The organism is Paraburkholderia sp. J11-2 (assembly GCF_905220185.1).
In the GTDB taxonomy this organism is placed as follows: domain Bacteria; phylum Pseudomonadota; class Gammaproteobacteria; order Burkholderiales; family Burkholderiaceae; genus Paraburkholderia.
Genome location: NZ_CAJMYY010000038.1, coordinates 1 through 26,058 on the forward strand (window position 1 = coordinate 1; position 26,058 = coordinate 26,058).

At 60.8% G+C, this 26,058-nt stretch carries 24 protein-coding genes and 3 pseudogenes; 20 read left to right on the plus strand and 7 right to left on the minus strand.

Annotated elements, in window-relative coordinates; genetic code table 11:
* The 8 genes and pseudogenes from U5A57_RS36120 to U5A57_RS36155 all read left to right on the plus strand — a co-directional run.
* Positions 1 to 748: alpha/beta hydrolase (locus U5A57_RS36120; protein WP_321916571.1), on the plus strand; the 748-nt coding region annotated here is incomplete at its 5' end.
* A 35-nt stretch (positions 749 to 783) separates the two neighbouring features.
* Complete coding sequence (locus tag U5A57_RS36125; protein ID WP_321916572.1) at positions 784 to 1,188, plus strand: nuclear transport factor 2 family protein; 405 nt, start codon at positions 784 to 786, stop codon at positions 1,186 to 1,188.
* 558 nt (positions 1,189 to 1,746) lie between these two features.
* Positions 1,747 to 2,420 (plus strand): annotated as a pseudogene (locus U5A57_RS36130) (MgtC/SapB family protein).
* A gap of 15 nt (positions 2,421 to 2,435) precedes the next feature.
* On the plus strand, positions 2,436 to 2,708 hold the full coding sequence (locus tag U5A57_RS36135; protein ID WP_321916574.1) for a hypothetical protein: 273 nt from the start codon (positions 2,436 to 2,438) through the stop codon (positions 2,706 to 2,708).
* Positions 2,709 to 3,053: 345 nt separating this feature from the next.
* A complete protein-coding gene (locus U5A57_RS36140; RefSeq protein WP_321916575.1) occupies positions 3,054 to 3,611 on the plus strand; it encodes a phasin family protein in 558 nt (185 codons plus the stop codon).
* Positions 3,612 to 3,737: 126 nt separating this feature from the next.
* Positions 3,738 to 3,908: a hypothetical protein gene (locus U5A57_RS36145; protein ID WP_415765665.1), complete on the plus strand. Its 171-nt coding sequence runs from the start codon at positions 3,738 to 3,740 to the stop codon at positions 3,906 to 3,908.
* Between the two features lie 112 nt (positions 3,909 to 4,020).
* Entirely contained in the window at positions 4,021 to 4,179 is a 159-nt protein-coding gene (locus U5A57_RS36150; protein WP_321916578.1) for a hypothetical protein, read from the plus strand.
* A 120-nt stretch (positions 4,180 to 4,299) separates the two neighbouring features.
* A complete protein-coding gene (locus U5A57_RS36155) occupies positions 4,300 to 4,563 on the plus strand; it encodes a hypothetical protein (RefSeq protein ID WP_321916580.1) in 264 nt (87 codons plus the stop codon).
* Between the two features lie 670 nt (positions 4,564 to 5,233).
* On the opposite strand, the gene U5A57_RS36160 is transcribed toward U5A57_RS36155, so the two are convergent.
* Complete coding sequence (locus tag U5A57_RS36160) at positions 5,234 to 5,719, minus strand: hypothetical protein (RefSeq protein WP_321916583.1); 486 nt, start codon at positions 5,717 to 5,719, stop codon at positions 5,234 to 5,236.
* Positions 5,720 to 5,914: 195 nt separating this feature from the next.
* Between U5A57_RS36160 and U5A57_RS36165 the strand changes: the two are divergent.
* Positions 5,915 to 6,578, plus strand: a pseudogene (locus tag U5A57_RS36165) (response regulator).
* 216 nt (positions 6,579 to 6,794) lie between these two features.
* Here U5A57_RS36165 and U5A57_RS36170 read toward each other — a convergent pair.
* Positions 6,795 to 7,220, minus strand: a complete 426-nt coding sequence (locus U5A57_RS36170) for a hypothetical protein (RefSeq protein WP_321916584.1) — start codon at positions 7,218 to 7,220, stop codon at positions 6,795 to 6,797.
* Positions 7,221 to 7,285: 65 nt separating this feature from the next.
* On the opposite strand from U5A57_RS36170, the gene phoU reads away from it, so the two are divergent.
* From phoU to U5A57_RS36190, 4 genes are all read left to right on the plus strand, one after another.
* Positions 7,286 to 7,993 (plus strand): phosphate signaling complex protein PhoU, encoded by a 708-nt coding sequence (phoU, locus tag U5A57_RS36175; RefSeq protein ID WP_321916586.1) that lies wholly within the window; start codon positions 7,286 to 7,288, stop codon positions 7,991 to 7,993.
* A gap of 295 nt (positions 7,994 to 8,288) precedes the next feature.
* Entirely contained in the window at positions 8,289 to 10,382 is a 2,094-nt protein-coding gene (locus tag U5A57_RS36180; RefSeq protein ID WP_321916588.1) for a Na/Pi symporter, read from the plus strand.
* A gap of 179 nt (positions 10,383 to 10,561) precedes the next feature.
* Complete coding sequence (locus U5A57_RS36185; RefSeq protein ID WP_321916589.1) at positions 10,562 to 10,795, plus strand: hypothetical protein; 234 nt, start codon at positions 10,562 to 10,564, stop codon at positions 10,793 to 10,795.
* 261 nt (positions 10,796 to 11,056) lie between these two features.
* Positions 11,057 to 11,449, plus strand: coding sequence for an NUDIX hydrolase (locus U5A57_RS36190; protein WP_321916591.1), 393 nt, complete (start codon positions 11,057 to 11,059; stop codon positions 11,447 to 11,449).
* A gap of 201 nt (positions 11,450 to 11,650) precedes the next feature.
* Here U5A57_RS36190 and U5A57_RS36195 read toward each other — a convergent pair whose 3' ends face one another.
* The 3 genes and pseudogenes from U5A57_RS36195 to U5A57_RS36205 form a co-directional block, all read right to left on the minus strand.
* The gene (locus U5A57_RS36195) at positions 11,651 to 13,318 is read right to left on the minus strand and encodes a Na/Pi cotransporter family protein (protein ID WP_321916594.1); all 1,668 of its coding nucleotides are present in this window, start codon (positions 13,316 to 13,318) and stop codon (positions 11,651 to 11,653) included.
* A gap of 127 nt (positions 13,319 to 13,445) precedes the next feature.
* Positions 13,446 to 14,455 (minus strand): annotated as a pseudogene (locus tag U5A57_RS36200) (inorganic phosphate transporter).
* A 12-nt stretch (positions 14,456 to 14,467) separates the two neighbouring features.
* Positions 14,468 to 15,094, minus strand: coding sequence for a DUF47 domain-containing protein (locus U5A57_RS36205; protein WP_321916595.1), 627 nt, complete (start codon positions 15,092 to 15,094; stop codon positions 14,468 to 14,470).
* Positions 15,095 to 15,974: 880 nt separating this feature from the next.
* Here U5A57_RS36205 and U5A57_RS36210 point away from each other — a divergent pair.
* Complete coding sequence (locus U5A57_RS36210) at positions 15,975 to 17,441, plus strand: amidohydrolase family protein (protein WP_321916597.1); 1,467 nt, start codon at positions 15,975 to 15,977, stop codon at positions 17,439 to 17,441.
* A gap of 269 nt (positions 17,442 to 17,710) precedes the next feature.
* Here the strand turns inward: U5A57_RS36210 and U5A57_RS36215 are convergent, their stop codons facing one another.
* The gene (locus U5A57_RS36215; protein ID WP_321916599.1) at positions 17,711 to 18,325 is read right to left on the minus strand and encodes an HAD family phosphatase; all 615 of its coding nucleotides are present in this window, start codon (positions 18,323 to 18,325) and stop codon (positions 17,711 to 17,713) included.
* Between the two features lie 1,008 nt (positions 18,326 to 19,333).
* On the opposite strand from U5A57_RS36215, the gene U5A57_RS36220 reads away from it, so the two are divergent.
* The 5 genes from U5A57_RS36220 to U5A57_RS36240 all read left to right on the plus strand — a co-directional run bounded on the left by U5A57_RS36220 (position 19,334) and on the right by U5A57_RS36240 (position 24,009).
* Entirely contained in the window at positions 19,334 to 20,452 is a 1,119-nt protein-coding gene (locus tag U5A57_RS36220; protein WP_321916600.1) for an ABC transporter substrate-binding protein, read from the plus strand.
* A gap of 18 nt (positions 20,453 to 20,470) precedes the next feature.
* Positions 20,471 to 21,406 carry an ABC transporter permease subunit gene (locus tag U5A57_RS36225; RefSeq protein WP_321916602.1) on the plus strand — a complete coding sequence of 312 codons (936 nt, stop codon included), beginning with the start codon at positions 20,471 to 20,473 and terminating at the stop codon, positions 21,404 to 21,406.
* Positions 21,406 to 22,197 (plus strand): ABC transporter permease, encoded by a 792-nt coding sequence (locus U5A57_RS36230; RefSeq protein WP_321916603.1) that lies wholly within the window; start codon positions 21,406 to 21,408, stop codon positions 22,195 to 22,197. The genes U5A57_RS36225 and U5A57_RS36230 overlap by 1 nt, the downstream gene beginning before the upstream one ends.
* Positions 22,198 to 22,216: 19 nt before the next feature.
* The gene (locus U5A57_RS36235) at positions 22,217 to 23,287 is read left to right on the plus strand and encodes an ABC transporter ATP-binding protein (protein WP_321916605.1); all 1,071 of its coding nucleotides are present in this window, start codon (positions 22,217 to 22,219) and stop codon (positions 23,285 to 23,287) included.
* Between the two features lie 404 nt (positions 23,288 to 23,691).
* Entirely contained in the window at positions 23,692 to 24,009 is a 318-nt protein-coding gene (locus U5A57_RS36240) for a hypothetical protein (protein WP_321916607.1), read from the plus strand.
* A 334-nt stretch (positions 24,010 to 24,343) separates the two neighbouring features.
* Here the strand turns inward: U5A57_RS36240 and U5A57_RS36245 are convergent, their stop codons facing one another.
* Positions 24,344 to 24,814 carry a hypothetical protein gene (locus U5A57_RS36245; RefSeq protein ID WP_321916609.1) on the minus strand — a complete coding sequence of 157 codons (471 nt, stop codon included), beginning with the start codon at positions 24,812 to 24,814 and terminating at the stop codon, positions 24,344 to 24,346.
* Between the two features lie 856 nt (positions 24,815 to 25,670).
* On the opposite strand from U5A57_RS36245, the gene U5A57_RS36250 reads away from it, so the two are divergent.
* The gene (locus U5A57_RS36250) at positions 25,671 to 26,051 is read left to right on the plus strand and encodes a hypothetical protein (RefSeq protein WP_321916611.1); all 381 of its coding nucleotides are present in this window, start codon (positions 25,671 to 25,673) and stop codon (positions 26,049 to 26,051) included.
* Positions 26,052 to 26,058 lie beyond the last annotated feature (7 nt).

The window sequence follows — 26,058 nt, forward strand, 5'->3', positions numbered from 1 at the left end:
CGTCAGGCCGCAGCATGCGCGCGGCGTGCTGCCCGTGTTCATGTTCTTACACGGCGGCGGCTGGATTCTCGGCGACTACCCGACGCATGAGCGTCTCGTGCGTGACCTCGTGGTGCAGTCGGGCGCGGCGGCCGTGTTCGTCGCATACACGTCTTCGCCCGAAGCACGCTATCCGGTCGCGATCAACCAGGCTTACGCCGCAACGAAGTGGGTCGCCGCGCATGGTGAGGAAATCGGCGTCGATGGCGCCCGGCTCGCGGTCGTGGGCAACAGCGTGGGCGGCAACATGGCCGCGGTCGTCAGCCAGATGGCGAAGGACCGACACGGCCCGGCGATCCGCTTCCAGGGCCTCATGTGGCCGGTGACGGACCACGCATTCGACAACGCCTCCTACGACGCTTTCGAAAACGGCTATTTCCTGAGCCGCGACATGATGAAGTGGTTCTGGAACGCGTACACGACCGACGCAGGCGAGCGCAACCAGCGCTACGCATCGCCGCTGCGCGCCACGCTCGACGAGTTGAAGGGCTTGCCGCCCGCGCTGATCCAGACGGCGCAGTTCGACGTGCTGCGCGACGAAGGCGAAGCCTACGGACATCGGCTCGACCAGGCGGGCAACGACGTGACGACGACGCAATACAAAGGCACGATTCACGACTTCGGCCTGCTCAACGTGCTCGCCGCCGACGCACCGACGCGCGCCGCCATGCAGCAGATGGCGATGGCATTGAAGACGCGTCTGCAATAACGCGCACCCATCAACACAGATATCGAAAGCCGATCATGAACAACGCCAGACAACTGCTTGCCGCTTACCTCGAATCGATTCGCGACCCGCGCGCGGCTGCCGCACTATTCGCCGACGATGGTGTGCTGGAACTGCCGTATCTGAAATCGCTCGGCATCGACGGCCGTGCGCAGGGCCCCGAAGCGATTGAAGGTTTTATCGCTTCATTGCTCGCGAAAGTGCCGGATTTCGCGTTCAAGAACGTGCGCATTCTGATCGAAACGCCGGAGCAGGTCTTCGCCGAATATGAAGTTGAAGCGCTCGTGCCGTCGACGGGAAAAATCTATCGGCAGATGTACGCGGGGCGGCTCGTGGCGCGCGAGGGCAAGATCGCGCTGTTGCGGGAGGCGCTGGATACGGTGGCCGCGGCAGAGGCGTTCGCGATGAAGAGCGCGCTTTGATGATTTGCGTGACGGCGTGACGGTCGTTGGGCAGAAACAGCTTCATGTAGACACAATTAATGTCGAAACGTTGACGCATTCAATACGCTTTACGCGAGACGGCCGGGCCGTTGCCGAGTGCTGGGTGTTCCAGGAGTGGGGCTGCCAGCCCGGCGCGATTGCGCGCCCGCGCGTGGTCGACCGGTCGCCGGCGGATCCAGCCCAGCGTGCTGCGCGCGGAGGCGTCCGTGACGCGTAGGGGATCGAGATATCGGCAGACCGCCGCGCGCGCCGACGCGCTCATACCAGCTGCGCAACGCAGCGAGTTCGGTGTCGCTGGGGAAGCGGGAGGAGGGGGGATCAGGCGGGTGCGGTTGCATGGCAGCGACTTCCGGGGGTGAGAGCCAGGGTAGTGCTTCCCAGCAATCGCCGGTCGACCGCGCCCCGGGCGCGACCGGGACACCGCGAGGCGTGCTCGGACATTGGACTGGTATCAACATTGATGTCACGAAAATGCCACAACCCAGCGCTCAACGTGCAAGACCCCTGTCTCGCAGACGTCTACCGGACCTGAAAAAGATCGGGAACTTCGAGCTTCTGTCGCGCCTGCTGATTACGGCACTTCTCGGCAACGTGATCGTGTTTGAGCGCGAAAGACTGACCTGGGTGGCGGGCCCGCGACGCACATGCTGGTCTGCGTCGGGGCCGCGCTCATGATGCTGGTTTCGGCGTTCGGATTTGCCGACGTGCCGGGCGAGAAGAACGTCGTGCTTGATCCGTCGCGGGTCGCCGCCCAGGTGGTTTCCGGTATTGGCTTTCATGGCGCAGGGTCGATACTGCTTCGTGGCGAAGTGGTGCGCGGGCTGACGACGGCGGCGAGCCTCTGGTCGGTCGCGGGCATCGGGCTGGCAGTCGGCGGCGGCATGTACACGGCTGCGATTGGCGCGACGGCCATCATCATGGTCATCCTGGTCGGTGTGAAGCCCCTGGAGCGGCGCTTTATTGCTGTGCGTCAGCAGCGCAATATCCAGTCGCTGGCCGAGCGCGGTAGCGTCTCGCTGGATAACGTGCATCAGGCCCTTGGCACGGGAAGCGTGCGCGTCAGGCAGTTCATCGTCCAGCAGTCGGAGGATGACGCCGATCTCGACGACGCGCAGATTGCACTGTCGCGGGTCACGGCAAACGAGTTTTCGACGATCTGCGCGCGGCTCGAAGCCATGTCGGGCGTCCGGGAGTGCCGGCGTGAGAAGTAAGGCGGGGAGACAGCCATGACGCGAAGCTACGATTACGAGGGCTTTACGCTCGAGATCGCCGTTGAGTCCGATATCCGCATTGGGCCGGCAAGGGCCGAACCAATCCGGCCGGGGTACGTCGCTGTTGTCAGGATATTTCAGGCAGCCAGTACCGTCGCGGTGTTTTCCCCCCTGCGCTTCGGTGAAGCGGGTGGCCGTCCCTTCGCAACGGAGGCCGACGCACTCATGGGCGGATACAGTGCGGCGCGCAAGATCATCGACGACCTGTTCTGCCAGGACCGGCATTGAGCGTGGCTCGGCAGGCGGGAGGACGTCCGCTTGGCGCCGGACCTCACCCTGTCCGGGACACGGCGTAACTTCAACGCACGCAAGACCAGATTCGACCCGGTCAGAGGCGCATCGACGAACGCGCGTTGCCCCGGCGTTGCGGCCTGCCACCATCGTTCTTGGATCCCACATATTGGGGAAATTCCTGGATCATGTGTAATATTGGCATTGATTTAACAAAGTTAGAATAAAGACTCTAGATCGGCGCGACACCGCCCGAAGGGGCTCTGTCGCGCGCGTCCATGCCGGTCACCAGCCGCAGTGGCAGCGGCCAGGCCTCGTCCGCAAGAACCTGAGAGACATTCCTTGAGCACTCCTGAGCAGATGCTGTTTGCCACGACACACGAATCCAGCGCGGTGAACCTGGCCATCCTGAACGGCCAGCTGTTTGCCAGCCTCCATGCGCTGGCGCGACTGAACATCGAGACATGCAGGCTGGTGTTGTCTGGCGCCGGCCTGCATTGGGAAAACGTGCTGCGGGCACAGACGCCTGAGCAGTTCGCCTGCCGTCAGGCCGCCACATGGCCCTGGCTTGCCACGCAGTTCGCCGGGTACACCCATGGCTGGATGGACATCGCTTCGGAAGCGACAGCGAACTTCGGCCGAGGTGCCAGCGACAGCCATGACGGGCACATGCGCCACCTGAACACCACGCTCGACGGTATGGCGAGGTGCGCACGCGGAGTCGATGCGATGTTGCGAGCGATGAATCCGCTCCCCGTTGCAAAGGATGGTGTCCCGGCAAGCCAGCCGCGTGCAGATTCACGGGATATCGCACACGCCATTCCCGACGGTGCTTCAAAAACATCGACCGCGGCGACACAACGAAGTCGATCCCCCGGTCGACGACAGAAGTCCAGTTAGCCGACGCTCCTTAATGTCTGCCCCGGTCTGGTCGCACGCCGCGCGGTGCCTACCAGACCGGATTACCGTTCATTGAGTCCCCTTCGGGAGGGAAACGCCGTGTTGAGCCCCCACGAGCTGGCCACGTTGCTGCTGGTCAAGGATGCGCCTGAGCGGATCGAGGCGGATCGTGCCGAACTGTGCGCGCTTCGCGCGCTCCAGTTGATTGCGAACGATCCACCAGAACCGGGCTTTCCGGTGCCTCGCGTCACACCGCATGGCGACGCATTTCTGCGCGCGATCGCGCGGGTGCGCTGACCGACACTCAAGGACACATAGCCCATTATCCAGTCGGTCTATCTGCCAATATTCGTTAAGCGTGCCGCCCACGCGATCGGGTAGCGACCCTGACGAACCTGAGGAGGTTGACGTGGATCCATCCTGGCTGGCAATGCTTGTCGGCGCAATCGTTCTGGTGATCGCCTCATGCGGCGTCGTCGCGCACTATCGCCGTGAACGGCGTCGCGCCGACCTTCTGCGCAATCTGGATCACCATGAGTGGTGTCGCTGGACCCGGTCACGGCACTGAATGCCTTTGCCATGCATTTTCATTGAAGAAGTAACACTGCAGGCCGGTGATTTCACGCCAGACGCGGGAGGGGCGGCCAACGCGGCGGTGCACAAACACGCAAAGAACGGGGAATCCATCGTGAGCTACGATTTCGTAGAAAAGGATCTGGCGCACATCCGCAATGTGCTCAATTATCTCGAGCACTCAGCCGGCTACCTGCACGCGTGTGAAACCGGGGCAGCGATTGACTTACGTTGGTGGCGGGCCAGGATACAGGCCGTTCTGGCCATGCCACTGCTACCCATTCACATCGAGAGACAGGCGAGGGACCTGCTTTCCCGCCTGGACCATCTGCCAGATCAGTCTGGACTGCGAACGGATGACGCCGGTGAGGGTTGTTGACACCTCGCCTGCAGGTATTTTCTCAACGTGGTGGGCCTTGGGCGCGTGCGGCGGCGTGGTGCATTGTGGCCTCGCTACGCACCAGACGGGAGGCATCTGCTCGCGTGTGGGGCATCCTCACAAGGGACAGCCCTGTGGATGACGCCGAGGCGCCGGAATTCATCTCGCCCGGCGCAATGGCGTATTTTTTGCCTCTAGACTGGCTGGTCGACGATGGCCACAGATGTAGTCCCTGCCTTGTGTAGGGGAAAGATTGCAGACGGGACAACGGCGTCTCGAAACGCAGACATATGGAGCGATTCCGTACGCGCGCTTCGAGGCGCTTTTTTTTTCATCCATGGATGACGCAACGACGCGGGCACGACGGATGGAGCATGTGGGAGACAGATGCGTACGAGATGGATGCAGTTCCTCGCAGCCGTAGTGGGTGGCGGTGAGGCGCCACCGCGCAATACGGTCGCGGACGTTCAAGACCGCGAGCTCGAACCAGAAGAGGACAGGTTGCGCGAGTCAGCTGACTGGCGACCAGCGGCACTCCGGACACGGGGCGCTCGCAGACGCGCCGCTTTTCGCAACGGGACGCGGCCGGCGCGCCAACCGGTCTACACGACGTGCGGAATAGCGCGTTGCTCCTGAAACTCGTGGCTGCGGGATGATCAGCGCAAGTGTGTCACGCGTGCGCACGGTCGCGGACGTCATCCGCGGCGGCAGGGCGCTGGCTTGCAGTGAGCAGCAAGCGCCTTTCGAGGTGTTCGCTGGCGCGGGCGACGATCTCGACGCGGGTCGTGGCGAGCTGGCGATCGTACTCGTTCACCACGGTCGTGAGTTCACTGATCAACGAATCAGGGAGGTTCCATTCTCCCGTCCTGTCTGCCTCGAAGAGTACCTCGCCGAGATTGTGCTCGACGCGGTCAATGTCGTGGAGATCGAGCCTGCCGAATCCGGCACGGGTGATGTAGCTGGTGATGAGGACGATCTGGCACATGTGATTGACCAGCGACCGGCTGGCCTCGCCGTTACGCAATCGCTCGAGCGCAATCCGCGTGCGCAGCGCCAGATTGGCCGCTTCACTTCGGGACATGGGAAGGAGCAGTGCTTTCGAAAGCGCCCTGGAAGACGGCTGGCGAAGCGATCGGGGCTTGCTGCTGCTGGGCATGTCCAGGTCTCCGGCGCAAGAGGTTTGAGCTCGCCACCTTCTGATGTTCTTCCCGAGGGGGACGTGAAGGCCGCTCGAACAAACGGCTGGCCTCAGTATTCGGGCGGATTGTCGGCAGCAGGAGCTTAAGGGACGCTTAAGTGTGCGTTAAGCGATGCCGTTCGAGAATGGCGACGTCTCTGTAGAGGTCACGCCATGCGCCTGTTGCTGCTAGAAGACGACGGTGTGCTCGCCGGGTCCGTGGTGGAGGCGATGCGGTGCGCGGGCTACGCGACTGACTGGGTGCGTGACCGATGCGAGGCGGAGTTGTCGCTTTGCGACGAAACGTACGACCTGCTTGTGCTGGACCTGGGGCTCCCCGGAGACGCAGGGCTCGAACTGCTGAACCAGTACCGGACGCGCGGTGGCCGCGTCCCCGTGATCATCCTGACGGCGCGGGATGCGGTGCAAAGCCGTATTCGCGCGCTCGACGTCGGTGTGGACGATTACCTGATCAAGCCGTTCGACCTTGAGGAACTTGCGGCGCGTGTGCGTGTTCTGATGCGTCATCGAACCAGTCTTGCAGCGCAAGTTTGTGCACACAATGGACTTCTGCTGAACCGGGTTTCCCCATGAGGCGAGCCTCCATGGCGTGGCGCTCGACCTGGTACCGCGCGAGTTCAGTCTGCTCAGGGCGCTCATCGAAGAACCGCACCGGGTCTTCACCCATCGTGAACTTTCAGGGAAGATGTACGGCCCGGACGACGCAATCGACAGCAATGCGCTCGAGGTGCATGTGCATCGCCTTCGGCAGAAGATCGGCGCAGAGCGGATCGTGACAGTGCGGGGTATTGGGTACCGCCTGCGGAAGCTCACATGACGCAACTGTAGCCGGTGCTGGCGCAGGCGCAGACGTCGCAACATCGACCGCCCGCACCTGCACGATCCGTATCGCGTTTTGTCGGCGCTTTCACACCGGAGCGCGGCCCCGCTATCGTTCCTGCCCCCGCAGCCCGGACAGCACAGCTGCGGCGTCGCCTCGCCGGTTCCGGACGGTGAGCCTGGTGCGGTACGGCCGCCGGGTCCTCGGCGCGGCTTACTTCGATTTCGGTGGCCTGCCGGTCTTGACCGGCTCGACCGCCTTGACGGCCGCAAGCAGGCGCTTCGTCGGCCCGGATGCCAGCAGAAGCAGCCCTGCGCGGACGAGTTCGCTCTTTTTCACGGCGATACCCGCGTCGAGGCATCGCTGTTTGAGCACCGAGAGCTGTTCGTAGTCCGCCCTGGGCATCGTGAAGATGTCGCGTACGACCTTTTCCCGTTTGACATGCTCCCTGCGGTGCCCGGCAACGCGTCCGGGAGACGCTTCCACGGGCGCTGCCTTCTGGCCCTGTGGCTTTGATCCCCCACGCCGGGCCTTTGCTGGTTGCCCGGCCTCCCCGGTTGCCGTTGCCTCAGCGGACCCTTCGCCCGGGGGCGTACCCTGCCGCTTGCCGCTTCTGTTCCTGGTTGCCTGTTGTTTCATGGTTTTTTCAGGTTTGACAAACCGTATAAACAGTTTATCGTCTTTCTGGTATGGGGAGTTTTTCAATGCCAGACAAGCACATTTCCAGCCAGTTCGATGCTGAACTTGAACACCTGTCGTCGAGATTCTTCGAGATGGGGGGACTGGTTGAGTCACAGTTGGCCGATGCGATGGAGGCGCTCAGACGCTTCGACATGAATCTGGTCGAGAAGGTGATTGATGAGGAGCACCGGCTCAATGCGATGGAAGTCGAGATCGACGCCGAGTGCAGCAACGTCATTGCGCGGCGCCAGCCCATCGCATCCGACCTGCGGCGGCTGATGGCCTTCTCCAAGGGCATCAGCAATCTCGAGCGCGCAGGCGATGAAGCACGCAAGATCGCAAAACGGACGAGGAAAATCGCGAATGACGCGACGGGCCGGAATCTGAATATCGCGGAAATCCGGTCATCCGGTCAGAGGGCGGCAATCATCTTCCACGACGCGCTCGCGGCATTCGCCCGTCTCGATACGGTTGAGGCAGCCAGGATCATGCGCGCGGATGAGGCGATCGATGAGGAGTACCGCGCGTTTGTGCGCAAGCTGCCGACGTACATGGCGGAGAATCCCCGCGTCATCTCTTCCGCACTCGACTATGTGTCCATTGCGTCGGCCATCGAACGGATCGGCGACCATGCAAAGAACCTGGCAGAGCTCGTTATTTATGTTGTCAAGGGCAAGGATGTCCGTCACGTTTCGCGCGCCCAGCTTGAGCGGGAAGCCCTGACTCATTGAGGCCATCCCAGGCGCGCCATTGTGGCGGAGCGCTTCTGCACGTCACGCATGCGACAGTCGAGACCTGGTGCCGTGGCTGTGCAGTGGCGCCCTGCTGATCTCCGGAACCGGACCCCAACGCTTCCTGCGCGTTGACAGGCTGGCTGTGCGCTTGCGCACCAATGCCACCCGAAATTTTCTGAACAATGGTGAGTGTTCCTCCGTGCCGCCTGCGGCGCAGATGTACACGGAGGGCCGCGACACTCCGGAGCGTGCGGGAAAACCGGCAATGTGACGGTACAAGTGGAGCATGGGTATGCCGACGACATTCACGCTGATCGATCTCGCGGGTTCCATCGCGCTGCTTGTGCTTGGCACGCAGATGGTCCAGACGGGCATGCAGCGGGCGTTCGGTGTGGCGCTTCAGTCGCTTCTCGCGCGCTCGCTACACGACCGGGGGCACGCATTCATTGCCGGTATGGGGTCCGCCGCGGTATTGCAAAACGGTGCGGTAACCGGCTCGATGACCGCCGGTCTTGCTGCAGAGGGGCGCGTCGACCTTGTTCCAGCGCTGGCCGTCATGCTGGGGGCGAACGTCGGTGCGACGCTGATTGTGCAGGTGCTGTCCTTCGATGTGGCGGCGGTCTCGCCAGCACTCGTACTGGTCGGAGTGCTGATGTTCCGCAAGGCGTCGAACACGCGGGCACACGATCTGGGGCGCGCGTTCATCGGACTGGGCCTGATGCTGATTGCGTTGCACGAACTGCTCGATCTGATGACCGAGTACGAAGACGCGCCCAGCCTGCGTGTGCTGCTGGGCGCCGCGTCGACTGTCCCGCTGGTGGATGTGCTGCTCGCCGCGAGCCTGAGCTGGGCTGCGGATTCGACCGTTGCTGCCGTCTTGCTGGTCGCGTCCCTGTGCGCCAAAAACGTCGTGCCGCCAGATACCGCTTTCGCGCTGGTGCTGGGTGCAAACCTGGGCGCCGCGATCAAGCCGGTGCTCGAATCGGCTGTTCCTGACGATCCTGCATCAAGGCGGCTCCCGGTGGGTAACCTGCTCATCCTGCTGATCGGGGCCGCTCTCGTGCTTGCCGCGCTCGGGCCGATCGGACGGTTCATGGTCTCCGTGCAACCCGACAATGGACGTGTGGTCGCGGACTTCCATACGCTGTTCAATGCAGTTCTGGCCGTGCTGTTCCTGCCACTGCTGTCCCCGTATGGCAACCTCCTCGGCCGGTTGATGCCGGCATTCATCAAGGTCACTGACCCGGCAGGATCGGCTCATCGCGATCAGACGGGTATGCCGGTCACGACGGAGGCACATGACCGTCCAATGCGCCCGGCATTGCGCATCGGCGCCGATCCAGGAGAACTGCTGGTTGGGCTCCCTCAGCGTTTGCGAGAGCGCGATCACGTTCCCGGCAGAGATGCGTGTCGCACGGACGTACTGGATCGTGGCGACTCCGGCGGACGGGACCGGCTGCCGTCACGCGACGCGTTCCAGGATGCAGAGGACGGACGGCGAGACAATGCCCACGCAGGACCTGAAATGCGCGACACGTCCACACCGCGCGTCAGGGGTGGCCTTCCTGAAAATGGGCGCCGTACGGTGGACGTTACAACGGACCGCAGTGTGTGTATGAGGTACGAGCCCGCCCGATCGGTCTGGCTGACACTGCAGGACCTCCGGATCGTCCGGCAGGCGGAACCGACAGGAGACGAGGGGCAGTCGGTCCTGGCGACATACATACAGGGGACTGCGCATCTGGACGACGCAGATCTGTGTGTGGTCGGCGAACCGCAGACCAGGCAACACGCCGTCAGTGTCACGTTCGCAGTCCGTGAGCTCAACCAAGGGGATCATCAGGGCCTTCGCGAATGGCAGGATGAACTGGGCATCGCGTTTTCCGACGTCCCGCTCGGCACGGCCAGACTTGGCTACAACGCAGCGGATCCTGAGATACAGGAGCCCGGCCAGTGGTGGGCATCGTTCCACGTGCCGGCAAGCAGCATGCGGGGCCTTATCGAGGGTATCGACGCCGCGCGACTCACGGACGTCAAACTCGCGCTGTCCATGAGGCATCTCTATTCGAACGCACCGGAAGCCGCAGTTACGCATGGTGACCCCTGCGTGTTTCTCAGGCCAGACAGCGTCAATGCAACCGGGTTGCCCGAAGTCGCGACAGGATACGTCACGCATATGGCATTCGAGCAGGCCAAGCTCAGGCTTTGCGAGTCGGATGGAATCCGGCCACGTGACGATGATGCGCTACCCGGCGGCAGTGGCGCTCAGGAAGCCGAAGCAGTTCGCCTGCTTGGTGAGAAAGTGGGAAGTCTGGTTGTTCTGGTGAAATGGCTTGCCGCACTCATTGCTGTGTTGATTGCTGTTTTTGCATTCGCGAGGCATTGACTGCGGGTGCCCGCCGCAGCAGTTTGCCGGTCATGCTGCGGTTTCGAATCAGGCTTATGACCGGGAGTTCATTGCGACCTGAAGCCGGAACGGGAGCCACCCATCCTGAAAGCGGGGCACCGGTTGTGAGTTTCACGGACTGCTCGCAGTGAACAGCGACGGTGTCGGGAGGTACGCAAATGAAAATGTCTCACAGATTGCGGTCTGATCCGGCCGGGCCAGTTTGGGGGCTGATTATGGGGATGCTCCTGATGGCGATCGGGATTGGCATCTGGGTCTTTGTGAAGGCATCGCAACCCGGCGATTTCTTCGATGAATCGCTTGCGATGGCAGCAATGGTTGTCGGCGCCTTTCTGGCTGTTTATGCCGGAAGGGAGATCAGACACGGACATCGATGGTTCCACAAGTGGTAGCCGCGGCAGCACCCGTGGAGGCTTATCCGGACCAAAGCCGGAAGAAGCCCTGTCGAAGGATGGCGGGCAGCGCGCGGATCTCGCGGGCCGAGCGGATTTCCTCTTTTCACAGCCAGACTACGCCTGAAGCGCTGGTACATTGTCGTGGTGTGGCAGGAGCACCCGTTGCCGGTATGCCCCAGCCTGTGGCTGGGGCCCGACTCCCTGAGCGACGTTTCGATTTGTCAGAAAAATTTAGCACGTGCACTGAAACCTGAAAGCATGAAAGAGCGAGCAACTGTTGTGTGCTGGCAGCGCGAGAGAATTCTCCTCGTGGAGCGCGGGCGAACCAGGTGGTCGCTACCTGGCGGTACGATCCGGCGCGACGAGTCGCCGGTCGATGCTGCCCGACGCGAGCTCAGCGAAGAAACCGCGCTTGGAGGGCACGAGCTGGGGTACCTGTTCCAGTTCGGCGGCCTGAACAAACGCCATCACGTGTTCTTCTGCGTTCTGCCCGATGATGCAAGACCGCGTCCGTGCAATGAAATCGTGCGCTGTCGCTGGTTCAGTCCTCGCAAGGTAGGGACACTCGTGGCCAGTGTGCCAACGCGGGCAATCGTCGCGTTGCTTTTCGGTTCAGAAGTGGCTGCCTCGGGTTTCGTCTCCCCGACATGATGCTCGCGGGAGCATGTCGCTGGCATGGCAAGCGCGCTGCCAGGCGACTCCAGCTTGCCTGGAGTTCGGGGGCTCGCTGCCCGGATGCATGCGGCGCGAACACCCCAAACTGCTGGTAAATTCCATGCGGCGCCCGGCATGGACAGGTGTGACCGAACGGATGACGTCACGCCGGCTAATCTGCCGCTTTTGTGCCCATCGTCATTCCTTCGTGTGCAGACTGTCCAGCGAACGTTTGCGCAGCCGGGTTTCGTGAAGCGCTCCCGCAGCGTCGAGTACGGGATAGGCTGTCGAACAGAAGAGCGAATTCAGCCTCTTCATGTTGCTGATCAGATCCAGGTGCAGGGCGCTGGTTTCCACACTGCGAAGCGCCTGTCCCGCAAGCCGGTCCAGATGCTTGTGAGAATACACTCGCTCCAGATCGCGAAAACGCTCCTTTTCGGCCAGAAGCTGCTCCGCACAACGCAGGTCGTTGTTGAGGAAAACAGACAGGCCGAGCCGCAGATTGCTCACAAGTCGCGCGTGCAGATCATCGAGTTCCCCCAACCCTTCCTCAGAAAAGGCGAGTCGCTGGGATATCTTCTTCTCTTCGATGTCGCCCACGATGCGCTCGATGATGTCGCCGGCGTGTTCGAGATTGATTGTGAGGGAAATGATGTCGGTCCAGCGACGGCTCTCGGCCTCGTCCAGCTGTTCACGCGAGATCAGCGTCAGGTAATTTTTCACTTCGGCGTACAGGTGGTCAACGTCATCGTCCATTCGCATGGTTTCGCGAGCGAGGGCGAGATCATTGCGCCTGAGCAGTTCAGAAACGTTCTCCAGCATCACACTGACGATGTCGCCAATCCGGAGTACCTCACGCGAGGCGTTCGCCAGGGCAAGGCCGGGCGTGACAAGCCCAGCGGGATCGAGATGCAGTGGGCGCAGTTCAGCTGTCGTCGATGGACGGTCAGGCAACAGTCTCCGGCTGATGGCGGCAACCCTGTCGACCATGGTGAGGCAGGCGCAGCATCGCACGGTGTTGTAGATGAGGTGGAAGCCGACTACCGCTTCACGTGGATTCGCGATGATTACCGGCAATGCGCGTGCAAGTAGCGATGCGAACGGCAGGATAATCAGCGCACCGAGCAGTTTGAATGCGAAGCTTCCCGCGGAGAGGCGACGGGCCGCTGCGTTTTGAGGCCATGCACTGATCAGCGCGAGCAGTCCGCTGCCAAGATTTGCGCCGACAACAAGACACAATGCGACCTTCAGCGAAATGACGCCGGAAGAGGCGAGCGTCGCGGTCAACAGAACAGCGGCGAGGCTCGAATACGAGAGCATTGCAAAGGCCGCGCCGACTAGCGCATCGAGCACGGTGTCGCCGGTCAGGGCACTGAACATCACCCTGACTCCTGCACCCTGCATCATGGGTTGCGCGGCTTCCACAATCAGATGAAGGGCCAGCAGGATCAAGCCGAGTCCGATAAGCGCTCGGCCCGTCTGACCTGCGCGCGTTTGCTTGCGGGTGAGAAAAAGGGGCACCCCAACGAGAATCAGCAGCGGCGAGAGCCAGGACAGATCGAGTGTCAGCACCCGCGCCATGAGTGCGGTGCCAACATCCGCGCCCAGCATGATGGTCAGTCCGCTCGCCAGCGATACCATGCCTTGTGCGGCAAACGACGTGATGATAACGGCGGTGGCATTACTGCTCTGTACGAGACTGGTGACGCCCAGTCCGGCGAGGAAGGCCTTCAGCCGGCTACCCGTGCTACGACCCAGTATCGCGCGAAGGTCCGCGCCGAACACGCGCAGGATGCCGGTACGGACGATGTGTGTACCCCATACGAGGAGTGACACACCGGAGAGCAGATTCAGAAGGATCAACACGATAGTCGACGGCTACAGCATGGTTAGTGCGCCCTGTTGTGGGGGCAACCCCATAACAGCGCTTGATGCGGCAATAGTGCCACATGGTTTGACGATATTCGACTGGACCGGAAACCAGGCTCGCGCGTTAAAGCAGCCGGGTTGCGATCCACCATCCCGTTGCGGCCAGCACGGCTGAAGCGGGGATCGTGAGAACCCAGGCCCAGACGATATTGCCCGCAACACCCCAACGCACGGCGGACAGCTTGCGCGTTGCACCGACTCCTACAATCGCCCCCGTGATGGTGTGCGTGGTCGATACAGGAATGCCGAACCCCGAGGCGAGAAATAGCGTGAGTGCCCCTCCCAGCTCTGCACAAAAACCACCGACCGGCTTGAGCTTCGTGATCTTTTGACCCATCGTCCGTACGATGCGCCAACCGCCGAAAAGGGTCCCAAGGCCCATCGACGCGTAACATGCCGCGGCCACCCACAGTGGCGGCGCATCGGCGCTCTGCGAGGCATATCCCGTTGCAATCAATAGCATCCAGATAATGCCAATGGTCTTCTGCGAATCGTTACCGCCGTGTCCGAGGCTGTAAAGACCCGCCGAGAGCAGTTGCAGTTTCCGGAACCGGCGATCCACCTTGCCTTGTGGCACACGGAAATAGATCCAGGCGATGCACAGCATGAAACACGAGCCGAGCACGAAGCCCAGCACCGCGAAATGACGATGAAGGCCACGGTCTTCATGATGCCGTTGACGTTCAGCGCGCTCCAGCCGGATTTGGCGAGTGCCGCGCCGACCAGTCCACCGATCAGCGCATGAGATGAGCTGGAGGGAATGCCGTAGTACCAGGTAATGAAGTTCCAGCCAATCGCGCCGACAAGTGCACCGAACACCACGTAGTGGTCGACTATTGCCGGGTCGATCGTGCCCTTACCGATCGTGGCGGCGACTCCAAGGTGGAAGACAAAATACGCAATGACATTGAACAACGCTGCGAATGCAACCGCCTGATGAGGCTTTAGAACACCGGTGGACACCACGGTCGCGATGGAGTTCGCTGCATCGTGGAACCCGTTCATGAAATCGAAGACGAGGGCTATCGCGACGAGCAGGATCACCGTCCAGATGACGAGTTGAATCGTGTGCATGTTCGGACCTGCTCAGGCGTTTTCGAGCACGATGCCCTGGATTATCTTGGCCGCGGCCTCGCACTTGTCGGTGATCGTCTCGAGCAATTCATAGACGCTTTTCAGCTTGATCAGTGTCTTGACATCCTCCTCCTCCCGGAAGAGCCGCGAGATCGCGATGCGCAGCAACCTGTCAACGTCTGATTCAAGCTCGTCGATCTCCTTGCAGCATCGCAGGATCTGTTGCGCCTGCTTCATGTCAGAAAGCATGCTGACCGCCTGCTGAACCTGAATTGCCGTTCGTGTGCTCAGGCGCGCAAACTCGATCGCGTCATCGGGCAGCGCCTGCACGTCGTAGAGCGTGATGGTGTTCGCGACGTCCTCAATGACGTCGATGATGTCGTCCAGCGTGTTGATAAGCTGCTGGATTTCATCGCGATCAAGTGGCGTGATGAATGTCTTGTGCAACAGGTCGTTGCACTCACTCGTGAGCTTGTCGGCGGACTTTTCGATGATTTTTATGTTGCGCCGGTGACGCTCCGCGTCCTCAAGATTCTCGATCAGCTTTTCGAGAGCCTGGCTGCCATCCACGATATAACGGGCGTGAGCATTGAAGAGCTCAAAGAAATTACCGTCTCTGGGCATGAACCGGCCGAACATAGGGTGTCCCCTCGGGTTTGACGGTGCGCCGCTCGCTCCGTCACACAAATGACACATATTACCGTTGTTCGAGCTGTGCCTGGCTGAGCCAAAATTCGGTGACTTTCGCTCCACGAGGCAGGGGGCGGCAAGTATCTGATCAGCATGAACGGCCCGGACTGCGTTACGCCTGCTCAATGGGAGGCGGGTGGGCCGAAGCGATGGCATGAAGGATCGCTTCACGCGATGACATCGGACGGTCAAAGTACAATTGGCGAACGGCAGAAACAGGATGAGCCCTGCCCGACGCAATTCCGCTGCGCAACAGCTTTCTCCGGGCCGGCCAATCAACGATGGCGTTCCTTGTTCTACGTTGTGCGCCCGGCATCGCGGATCGTGAGGCCGAAAGTTGTGTCGAGCGATTGAGGCTCACGCGCTTTCGTCGTGCCCGCTTGCCCGAGAATTCGATGCCGGACTGAAAATGCCCGTTAGCGATATAGCTGCGCTTCGCGGGCACGTCGAGACGAATGACCGCTCACTAGCGAGGTGGCAGGCGCTAGTCGACCCCTTGGCCGCCACCCGGTCCATAAGGTTGGCGAGGACCGTTCTCACTACTTCATCGGCCACTCACCCAAGGGAGCGTGTGCTACTTGCTGGCGAAATCCGTCATTGCACGCAGGACCGCCATTGTGGGACTCGTTTCGCTTCCCAGATGCGTCTCCGCCCGACAGGCCACTACCTCTTACGCAAGCGATGGTTCGTCGCTTTGAACGCACGAGCGTTAGTTGTTTGCCATACTTCCGTGAGAATGTCGTTACTGTCCGCTGGTTGTTCCCGTTACCTGTTCAAAGGCCGCAAGCAGCGGTTCCGTGCATGGTGTTCAACTCAAATGGGGGCGGATATGGCTTCCGGAAAAAACAGCGGCGTCAACCGAACAAGCCCAACGTATTCCTGCTTCTGTAACAAGGCGCTTGCCCAGTATGCGAATCGCCGCATCGGCGCCGACCTCGCGCGACGCGGATTCCTGATCGGCATGGGGGCGACCATGCTAAGTGCCGTGCTCCCAGAACTCGTTCGGGCGCAGGGTGCGAGTCCCGCCGCCGCTGCGCCGCAGCCCGTCACGTTTACAAATTTCCGACTGTTCGACGGCAAGTCCGCCGGTCTGCGCGATGGGATCTATCTCGTCGTCGAAGGAAGTCGCATCTCACAGCTTGGGCAAGGCCAGCCACCCGCTGCCGGCACGAACCGCACAATCGATTGCGGCGGCAAGGTGATGATGCCGGGGATGATCGAGATGCACTGGCACGCCATGCTCGCCTCGCTCCCGATCCAGACGATCTTGCAGGCCGACCTGGGCCTGGTGTATCTGGCTGCGAGTGCGGAAGCCCAGCGTACGTTGCTGCGTGGTTTCACGACGATACGCGATGTGGGCGGCCCGGCATTCGCGCTGAAACAGGCTATCGACGCAGGGATGATTCCTGGCCCGCGTATTTATCCGTCCGGTGCGATGATCACGACGACAGGTGGTCATGGCGATTTTCGCCCGCTCACGGACATCCCGCGTACGACGGGCGAAGTCAGTGCGCAGGAAAGGACCGGCGCGAATGCGATCGCCGATTCGGCGGACGAGGTGCGGTTACGCGTGCGCGAGCAGTTCCTGCAGGGCGCAACGCAGATCAAGATCGTGGGAGCCGGCGGCGTATCCACGCCGCGCAGCCCACTCGACATGCTGACCTTCACCGAGCAGCAACTGCGAGCAGCCGTCGAAACCGCGGGCGATTGGGGGACCTATGTGGCCGTTCATGCGTACACGTCAGAAGCCGTGAAGCGAGCGGTGGCAGCAGGCGCGCAATGTATCGAACATGGTCATCTGATGGACGATCATGCAGCCGAGATCATGGCGAAGAACGGGACATGGTTAAGTACCCAGCCATTCGTGAACGAAGACGACGTCGGGCCGCTAGCGGGACCGATCCTCGACAAGTTCCGGGAAGTCATCGTGGGGACCAACAACATGTACAAACTCGCACGCAAGCACGGACTCAAGGTGGCGTTCGGGACCGACTTGATCTTCTCGCCGGCGGTGGCGGCACGCCAGGGTTTGATGATTGGCAATATGACGCGCTGGTACAACGGCTCCGAAATTTTGCGGATGGTGACAGGGGGCAACGGGGAGTTGCTAGAGCTCTCAGGAAAGCGTAACCCCTATCCCGCCAGGCTGGGTGTGCTGGAGCAGGGTGCATGGGCCGATTTGCTGGTCGTCGGTGGCAACCCGCTCGACAATGTGGGACTGCTCGCCGATCCCGACAAGAACCTGAAGCTGATCATGAAGGATGGGCGCATCTATAAAGATGCCATGCAGACCTAGACCTGCCTCTATAGGTTGTTGAAGAGGTGACGGCGAATCATGTCGGCGGCTGGCCGGAGCGGCGCGGCGTGAAGTCCGATACACGCCGAGATTAAACAGGCGCTACTGGCAGCGGACGAACTGCAAAAAGTCCGCTGTCTGACTTGAGCTGACGTTTGAATGTCAATCAAAGCCTCCTGGTGAGCGGCCGCAGTTGGCCGAAATGGCAAGTTTGGAGCCCGTTCAGACGTGTCAACCTCCTGCGCGGCCCCGATTTTTGAATCCAGTGGTCAGCGATTCAACAGCCCGCATTGGCGGAGTTCTTCGGCAAGCACCTTGTGCCCGGTAAAGACATGTCCGGTCAGGCCTGCCTTACGGGCGCCCGCCACATTCGCTTCAAGATCGTCAATAAATAGCGATTCCGAAGGAGCCGCACCCAGCGAGTCGATGCACTTCAGGAAGGTTTGGGTCGATGGCTTCGCGGCACTGAAGGATGCCGACGCGAACACGTTGCTGCCAAAGAGTTCCGCGATAGGTAGGCACAGGTAGGCGATGTTGTCTGTCACGAGTCGTGGGTTATTGGTCAGAACGGCGATCCTGCACGTCCTGGATACCGTCTCAGCCAGCGCGAGTACCTCGAAGTTCGGTGACATCGACTCGCGACGGGCCAGCAGCCAGTCGTCACGCGACACCCTGCACCCGAGCAGCTTGCCGGTTTCGCGCAGATATGAATCATCATCAATCAATCCAGCGTCGGCTTTCGCTTCCAGTCCGGAACCCCATATCGTTTGCGTGACTTCATCGAATGGGCGACCCGACAGCGACGCGAGGCATCTGACACGGGCGGATCGGTCATAGTGCGCGAGGACATCGTCCATGTCGAACAGGACAAGCGAGATTGGCATTCTGAAATCGGGACGGTTTGGAGGGCGGTATATCGTTGCGGGCCACCAGCGACTAAAAACCTGGAGCCGTGGACGATTGTCGACGATCCAGTCATCATTGTCGAATGACCGCTTGGGGGGCGACTTTCACGCCGTGGCTTTAAGCTCCAATGTCGCGAGACGCAAGAGTCGATGTCGCACGCCTAAGGCTACCCTGAGCGGAGCATCCACCTACCGTCTGATGCCGCTCGAAGCGCGGCTCGTTCAATTGCAGCCGTATCAAAGCACCGGCGAAATGTGGGCCGTTGATCCGTTCCTGCTGGCATCGGAAGTTGACCACACACCTGCGTAGTCCCTTCATAACCGCACGCAGCGTTCAAGGGCTGAATGTCCAGCACAGTTGTCGCACCGGTGGCCGCGCGATCATTGAGCGTGCCGCCAGTCAAGATGACTTGATTCGCGGCCCGTGCGCGCTCGGGCGTTTGTGATGTGCTGCACAATCGGAGCGCGACGCCGACCGGGTACGTGACGATCGTGAGATTGGTGAGCTTCGCAAACTAACGAGAATGGCGATTGCGGTACCGGCATCGGCGAATACTGTCTGACCGTCGTGAATGCTGCCGACCGCGGGCCTGGCAACCACCGTCTTCACCCGGACGCGCATGCAGGTGTGTGCGTAGGTACCCGCGCCTCATTATCGGCGGGCATGGCGCCGCCATGTATGCGCCGCCCTTTTCCAGGTCGAGGAGGTGGCGGCGCAGCGTTTTGCGCGACACGCCGGGATCCACCATGATCCTCTCGTTCGAGACACGGCCGAGCATCGACAAGCGGCGCATATCTGCGCGTACGAACAGCTCAATCGTGGGATCTGGCAATCGGGGTTCCGTCGGCGCGACGGTATGCAGCCCGCATCCGCCAAAACGCGAAGTTACACGTTTTCGACAGCTTGCAAAATTCTGGATTTAAATCTAGCCTGCACCAGCAATCGGCGGATCTCTTCAACGCACTACCTTCCATCCGGGAACAGCGATGACGATGAAGCGTATCTGGGCGTGCCGTGTCCTTTCGATCTCTGCAACGGCTGGACTGGCTGCGGGCGGCAGTGACCCTGCATCGGCTGCGCCACCGGACGCGCTTGTGGCAGCCGCCAGGCAGGAAGGGCAGTTGACCACGATCGCCCTGCCGCATGACTGGTGCGGGTACGGCGCGCTGATCGCCGCATTCCAGAAGAAGTATGGTATCCATGTCAACGAACTCAACCCTGACGCAGGCTCGGGGGACGAGATCGAAGCGATCAAGGCGAACAAAGGCAACAAGGGACCACAAGCGCCCGACGTGATCGATGTCGGCCTGTCGTTCGGACCATCCGCGAAAAAAGAAGGCCTGTTGCAGCCTTACAAGGTATCGACGTGGGACTCGATCCCGGCAGCTTCCAAGGACGCGGAAGGCTACTGGTACGGCGACTACTATGGCGTGCTTGCGTTCGAAGTCAACGCGGACATGATCGACAAGGCGCCGGCCGATTGGGGCGATCTGCTCAAATCGGACTACCGCAATGCGGTCTCGCTCGCCGGTGACCCGCGCTCGGCGAATCAGGCCATTCAGGCCGTCTATGCCGCCGGCCTTTCGCAAAGCAAAGGCGATGCAACGAAGGCGGACCAGACGGGCCTCAAGTTCTTCGCCGATCTGAACAAGAGCGGCAACTTCGTGCCGGTAATCGGCAAGGCCGCATCACTGGCACAGGGCACGACGCCGATAATCGTGCGTTGGGACTACAACGCGCTTGCCGATCGGGACACGCTCAAAGGCAACCCGAAGGTACAAGTCATTGTGCCGAAGACAGGCGTGGTGGCGGGCGTCTACGTGCAGGCGATCAGTGCCTTTGCGCCTCATCCGAATGCCGCGAAACTGTGGATGGAATTCCTCTACTCTGACGAAGGACAGCTCGGTTGGCTTGCCGGTTATTGTCATCCGATGCGCTACAACGAACTCGTCGCGCAGAAGAAGGTGCCGGCAGCGCTGCTCGCGAAGCTGCCGCCTGCATCGGCCTACGGCAACGCGGTCTTTCCGACGCTCGATCAGCAGAACGCCACGAAGGACGTCGTGACCAAAGGCTGGGATCAGGTCGTTGGCGCGAACGTGAAGTAGGCACGCGAGACCACCGGGATGAGCGCATCTCCGCAGCCAGACGCCTCGGGCCCGGACTTGCTGACGCCTGCCGGGCCCGCGCCGAAATCCGGTCCCGTGCGCGACAGCGGCGGTGCAAGCTGGCTGACTTATGCGGGCGTCGTGCCGTTTTTCGCATTCGCGCTGCTATTTCTTTTATTGCCCACCGCGCTTCTGATGATCGGCGCGTTTCAGGATGCGCAGGGGCACTTCACGCTGGCGAATCTTCGCGAGCTGTTTGAACCGGCCGTACTCGATGCCTACTGGATCAGCGTGAAGGTGAGCGTCGCCTCCGCGACCGGCGGGGCGATCTTCGGCGCGCTGCTCGCGTGGGCCGCGGTGCATGGTCGGTTACCCGCGTGGATCCGCCCAACGCTCATGACCTTTTCTGGCGTCGCGTCCAACTTCGCGGGAGTGCCGCTCGCCTTCGCGTTCATCAGTACATTGGGGCGCGTGGGTCTCGTGACGGTGCTCGCACGGAAATATCTGGGCTTCAATCTCTATTCCACCGGGTTCAGCATTCTGAGCTTCCTCGGGCTGACCATTACGTACCTTTACTTCCAGATTCCGTTGATGGTGCTCATCATCACGCCGGCGCTCGATGGCCTGAAACGCGAGTGGCGCGAAGCGTGCGACTGCCTCGGCGGCACGGCGGCGCAATACTGGCGCTACGTTGGTTTGCCGGTCCTCTGGCCTAGCTTTCTGGGTGCGGCCCTGGTGCTGTTTGCCAACGCGTTCGGCGCGGTCGCCACGGCTTACGCGTTGACTGGCAGTTCCCTCAACATCGTTCCGATCCTGCTGTTTGCGCAGATTCGCGGCGACGTGCTGCATAACCAGAACCTCGGTTACGCCCTCGCGCTCGGCATGATCGTAGTCACGGGCCTGTCCAACGGCGGCTACATCTGGTTGCGCGCACGAGCCGAAAGGGGACGCTGATGAAATCGCAATCGCGCGCGGGCGCGTGGGTCACCGTGATCATCGGCACACTGTATTTTTTGATTCCGCTCGCCGCGACCTTCGAGTTCAGTCTGCGGATGCGTCGCGGCACGTACAGCTTCGATGCGTACCGCGTTGTCATGGGAGACCCCCATTTTCAGGCTTCGTTCGGCTATTCGGTATTGATGGGGTTGCTCACCATCGTGATCGGCGTGCTGCTCGTCGTGCCGACGGCGTATTGGGTGCAACTGCGCTTGCCGAAGCTTCGGCCGGTCGTGGAGTTCATCACCTTGCTGCCGCTCGTGATACCGGCCATCGTGATCGTCTTCGGCTACCTGCGCATCTACAGCAGCAGTTCGATTTTGCCGTTCACCAGTAACGAACGCGCAACCGATCTGCTACTCGTATTCGGTTACGTCACGCTATCGCTGCCTTTTATGTACCGCGCCGTCGATGCGGGTATGCGCGCCGTTGATGTACGCTCGCTGACCGAGGCTGCCGAGTGTCTCGGCGCGGGCTGGACCACGATCCTTTTCCGCGTGATTTTCCCTAACGTACGCTCGGGAATTCTGTCTGGCGCGTTCCTGACGTTCGCCGTGGTGATCGGCGAATTCACGATCGCGAGCCTGCTCGATCGCCCGGCGTTCGGACCGTATTTGCAGCTGATCGGCGCGAACCGCGCTTACGAGCCCTCGGCGCTGGCGATCATCGCCTTCATTGTCACGTGGGCATCGATGGGTTTGATCCAGGTGTTCGGCTCGGCGCGCGCGCTGGCCGGCCATAAAACTTGAGCCGGTGAGGCCGCGACCCATGGCATTTCTCGAGATCGACAATCTCCACAAGGCGTTTGGGGCGAATGTTGCGGTGCATCAGTTCGACATGAGCATCGCCCAAGGCGAATTCATCACCTTTCTCGGCCCGTCGGGCTGCGGTAAGACGACCGTACTGCGCATGATCGCCGGATTCGAAACGCCCACGCGCGGCGCGATCCGTCTGAACGGACGTGACGTTACGCGTGTGCGCACACGCGATCGCGCCGTCGGCATGGTGTTCCAGTCCTATGCGTTGTTTCCGAACATGACGGTGGCGCAGAACATCGGCTTCGCGTTGAAGGTCGCAAAGCGTTCAGAGAAGGAGACGAGCGGGCGTGTTGCAGAGATGCTGGAACTCATCAAATTGCCGCATCTCGCCGGGCGCTATCCGTGGCAATTGTCCGGTGGGCAGCAACAGCGTGTGGCCTTGGCCCGTGCGCTCGCGAGCAAGCCTCAAGTGCTGCTGCTCGACGAACCGCTTTCCGCGCTCGACGCAAAAATTCGCGTCGCACTGCGCGAAGATATACGGGCACTGCAGCGTGAACTTGGCATCACGTCGATCTTCGTCACGCACGATCAGGAAGAAGCGTTGTCAATGTCGGACCGCATCGTCGTAATGAACGACGGGCGTGTCGAGCAAGTGGGGGCACCGCTCGATATATACAATTTTCCGCGCACGCGCTTTGTCGCGACGTTCGTGGGAACGCTCAATATCCTGGCCGGGCGTGTGATCGATCCTGCAACGGGACGCATTGCCGTTGACGGTCAGGAACTCGTGACATCGCGGCCGCTCCCATCAGACGATGCCGGCAAGGAGCGTGTGCTGGCGTTGCGTCCCGAGGCAATTCTGCTGGAGCCGCCATCGACCGACCGCAACTCGCTGGCGGCGAGGGTTGAAGAGATCAGCTTCCTCGGCTCCGTGGTGCGTATTCGCGCGCGGGTCAGCAGCGCAATCGTCACCCTCGATGTCTTCAACGATCCGAACCGGATCCTGCCCGAACGCGGGCAGCCAGTTGCGCTTGGCTTTTCGCACGACAATCTGCTTGTGCTGGATGAGAACGTGCACTAGCAGGGATCGCTGACCGATAGTCTGGAGCACGCTGACATCCACAACCAGAACGCGTAGAAGGCCGGGAAGAAGGCCGACAAGCCCCCGCGTGAAGCGATGGATCCGTTGCCAAAGACTTTCATCACGCCGTTCAATCGCAGAGCGCGTGCAGTTAGCACCGAGCCTCGAAATAAACGCCCCACATCCTGAAGGCGTACGAAGATAGCTGCAACGAGGCCGAATGTAGACCTGCAATCGATCCTGTTCGTCGAATCCACGGAGACCTGGCGCAAATGCGGTGTTCAAGGAGACAGACTTAATGTGCTCTACGGATGTTGATGTGCCGGACAACTTCCGCTACGCATCATGACTGCCGAGCTCGCGAGGGGATACACTGCAACTTGCGATGGATACAGGAGGCGGAGATGATCAATTCTGACCCCCAAAGCACTTTCCGAGGACTACCGCTTACACCAGAGCAGGACGCGGAAGTACGGCACTATATCAAGGTCCGAACGCAGCACGGGTTGCCCTGGGATACGGCGGAACTGCGCGCGATGCTCAGAGATATGCTGCAGCCCCCAATTGACGACAACGGTGATGTTGATCCGGCTGAGGCTGAAATGAAAGGAGCCGCTGAACGTGCGACGGGATTGGTCGATGAGGAGATAGACCCCATCGAGGCGAATGAGGAGCAAAACGCGGCGATGGAGACGGAGTGGATGAAAGGACCCAGACGTTAGGACTCCGAGTACTCATGTTTGTCGATCGGGTATCGTACAACGGCTCCATGTGCGCTGCGCTGCATATCTAAAGGAACCCTGATTATCTTGCTGGAATGAAGCAGATAAGGACGGATGCCGTGTACGTGCAACACGGCTCACATGAGTGACAAGCAGACAGGCGAGGCAGTTCGACAGGGTTCTTGTTCCGCCAGGAAAATATCACTTGAAACCGTAGTTTGGTTGTCCGTCCTAGTTCGACCCGAATCAGCCACTCGCATGTCTTGAAAGCCGACGCTCGCTGAGCCGGTTGTGACCGATGTCCGGCGTAGGGCCGAGCGTCGAAAACCTGATTTCAATCCGGGGTCAATGCAAACTCGATTTTCACAAGGCCGCCGTCGATTGACATAGTCTGTTTTTCAGCCTGACCGGGTCTTGCCATGCAAAAGAGCTCCTCCGCGTGAGTTCCAGAATTCTCCCCGCGATGGCAAACCCAGGCACCGTCCGTTTCGCTCAGACCTGCAGGTCCCCATGGGGTTAACTCTCTATGGGCTATTCCGACGATTCCACTATGGACGTTCGGATGATCAGTGATTTCTGGCAGAAACTCGGCGTGACCAATTCCCATCGGTTGCCAGTTGCACCGACCGGGCAAATAGCGATCAAGAAAGAAGCGTACGGTAAAGTCGCTTTGGCCCGCCTGCAGCCGAACCGAATCGTACACAACTTGCGGGACATCAGGAGCGCCCACGAGGCTTGCAAATAACGTCTGGTTCATACATTCATCTTTCGTCGTGCCATAGTCCGAGTCGAGCCAAAGCTCCATACGTGGATCCTTGTGTACTTGGATAACCAGGATTCTTTTCGGAGACGGGTTGATCTCCGGTCGATCTAAGTATCGGTTCTGGGCGAGTTCTGTATGCTCCCGGAACTGCACGAGGTCGGGCTGTGCATGTGCGACAAGCGTGTATCCGACGAAACAGACCACCGCGCTCGCCATTGCAACAAGTCGTCGATGGAGCATTATTTTTCCTCGTATGCATTTGAATCGGGTGATCGCTTTCTCACATTCCCGGCAGCAAGAATAGCAGGGACAGACAAAGGGGCACATCAAATTGTTAACGAACTTGCCTCCTAGATCGAATGTCCCATCCTGGCCGAGACCGGAAGTCGCCGTAAGGCGGGAAGCTTCGAGCTGCCACTTCACTTCAGCGCCACGCCGTCGCTCGCCAGCACCGGTCGCCGAACGCCCAGACTGCTTGCCCGACGTGTAGCGACCCTAATACGACAAACGTCTGAAGAGACCGCGCTTCATCAATGCTGCATCGAGCGGCCACTGCAAACCCTGCGCGCTGTCCTGACGTCTGACCGTGGTGCAGAGACAGCAACGCTTCCACCTCATCCAATGAGAAGCCAAAGCACTGCGACGGCTTGTTCGCCGTCTTAAGGAAGGATGTCGTGGCCGCGCGTCGCGCTGGCAGCTCAGATTGCCGGACGACCATGAGCGCACTTTTGTCAGGCTCATCAACCTGCTTGCGCCGCGTTCCGTTAGGCCGAATGTGGTCACGCCAACACATGGCTGGAATAACGCTGCCCGATGGTTCGTATAGCTGAAGCACTTCGCGAAGACGCAGTGCTCGAGTCTCGGAAGCGGTTAGCAAGTGGACGAAAAGGGGCGTGCCATGAAGGAATCCAACGAACAGGAAGACCTCCGGTTGCTGGTCGCGCTGAGGGCTGAAGCGGGAAAATATAACGGTATCAGCGAACTCAGAATGGCGGGCTGCACTGCGTTCAGTCTGCATGGGGGCATAACGGCCTGCGCTTTTGGAAATCTGATCGCCCTCAAGCTCCCCGAACTCTCGGTCGCTGCATTACTGCAGACGCCCGGTTGCCGATCGCTCCAGCCGTTCGGACAAATGGCATCACCGCATTGGCTTGCCTTCACGGTGACAAGCCCGGCCTTCGAGGCGCTTGACCAATTGTTCGAGGAGGCCGTGGCGTTTGCACACGAATCACAGCAAACCCACAGCGAGCGATGTAACGCCAGGGCTGCATCGCGTTAGCGTAGTG

What these genes read in the sequence shown, in the direction of transcription:
- U5A57_RS36125 (WP_321916572.1), top strand. Translation starts at nt 784, where the DNA reads ATGAACAACGCCAGACAACTGCTTGCCGCTTACCTCGAATCGATTCGC.
- U5A57_RS36135 (WP_321916574.1), top strand. Translation starts at nt 2,436, where the DNA reads ATGACGCGAAGCTACGATTACGAGGGCTTTACGCTCGAGATCGCCGTT.
- U5A57_RS36160 (WP_321916583.1), bottom strand. Translation starts at nt 5,719, where the DNA reads ATGCCCAGCAGCAGCAAGCCCCGATCGCTTCGCCAGCCGTCTTCCAGG.
- U5A57_RS36170 (WP_321916584.1), bottom strand. Translation starts at nt 7,220, where the DNA reads ATGAAACAACAGGCAACCAGGAACAGAAGCGGCAAGCGGCAGGGTACG.
- phoU (WP_321916586.1), top strand. Translation starts at nt 7,286, where the DNA reads ATGCCAGACAAGCACATTTCCAGCCAGTTCGATGCTGAACTTGAACAC.
- U5A57_RS36180 (WP_321916588.1), top strand. Translation starts at nt 8,289, where the DNA reads ATGCCGACGACATTCACGCTGATCGATCTCGCGGGTTCCATCGCGCTG.
- U5A57_RS36185 (WP_321916589.1), top strand. Translation starts at nt 10,562, where the DNA reads ATGAAAATGTCTCACAGATTGCGGTCTGATCCGGCCGGGCCAGTTTGG.
- U5A57_RS36190 (WP_321916591.1), top strand. Translation starts at nt 11,057, where the DNA reads ATGAAAGAGCGAGCAACTGTTGTGTGCTGGCAGCGCGAGAGAATTCTC.
- U5A57_RS36205 (WP_321916595.1), bottom strand. Translation starts at nt 15,094, where the DNA reads ATGTTCGGCCGGTTCATGCCCAGAGACGGTAATTTCTTTGAGCTCTTC.
- U5A57_RS36210 (WP_321916597.1), top strand. Translation starts at nt 15,975, where the DNA reads ATGGCTTCCGGAAAAAACAGCGGCGTCAACCGAACAAGCCCAACGTAT.
- U5A57_RS36215 (WP_321916599.1), bottom strand. Translation starts at nt 18,325, where the DNA reads ATGCCAATCTCGCTTGTCCTGTTCGACATGGACGATGTCCTCGCGCAC.
- U5A57_RS36220 (WP_321916600.1), top strand. Translation starts at nt 19,334, where the DNA reads ATGACGATGAAGCGTATCTGGGCGTGCCGTGTCCTTTCGATCTCTGCA.
- U5A57_RS36225 (WP_321916602.1), top strand. Translation starts at nt 20,471, where the DNA reads ATGAGCGCATCTCCGCAGCCAGACGCCTCGGGCCCGGACTTGCTGACG.
- U5A57_RS36230 (WP_321916603.1), top strand. Translation starts at nt 21,406, where the DNA reads ATGAAATCGCAATCGCGCGCGGGCGCGTGGGTCACCGTGATCATCGGC.
- U5A57_RS36235 (WP_321916605.1), top strand. Translation starts at nt 22,217, where the DNA reads ATGGCATTTCTCGAGATCGACAATCTCCACAAGGCGTTTGGGGCGAAT.
- U5A57_RS36240 (WP_321916607.1), top strand. Translation starts at nt 23,692, where the DNA reads ATGATCAATTCTGACCCCCAAAGCACTTTCCGAGGACTACCGCTTACA.
- U5A57_RS36245 (WP_321916609.1), bottom strand. Translation starts at nt 24,814, where the DNA reads ATGGAGCTTTGGCTCGACTCGGACTATGGCACGACGAAAGATGAATGT.
- U5A57_RS36250 (WP_321916611.1), top strand. Translation starts at nt 25,671, where the DNA reads ATGAAGGAATCCAACGAACAGGAAGACCTCCGGTTGCTGGTCGCGCTG.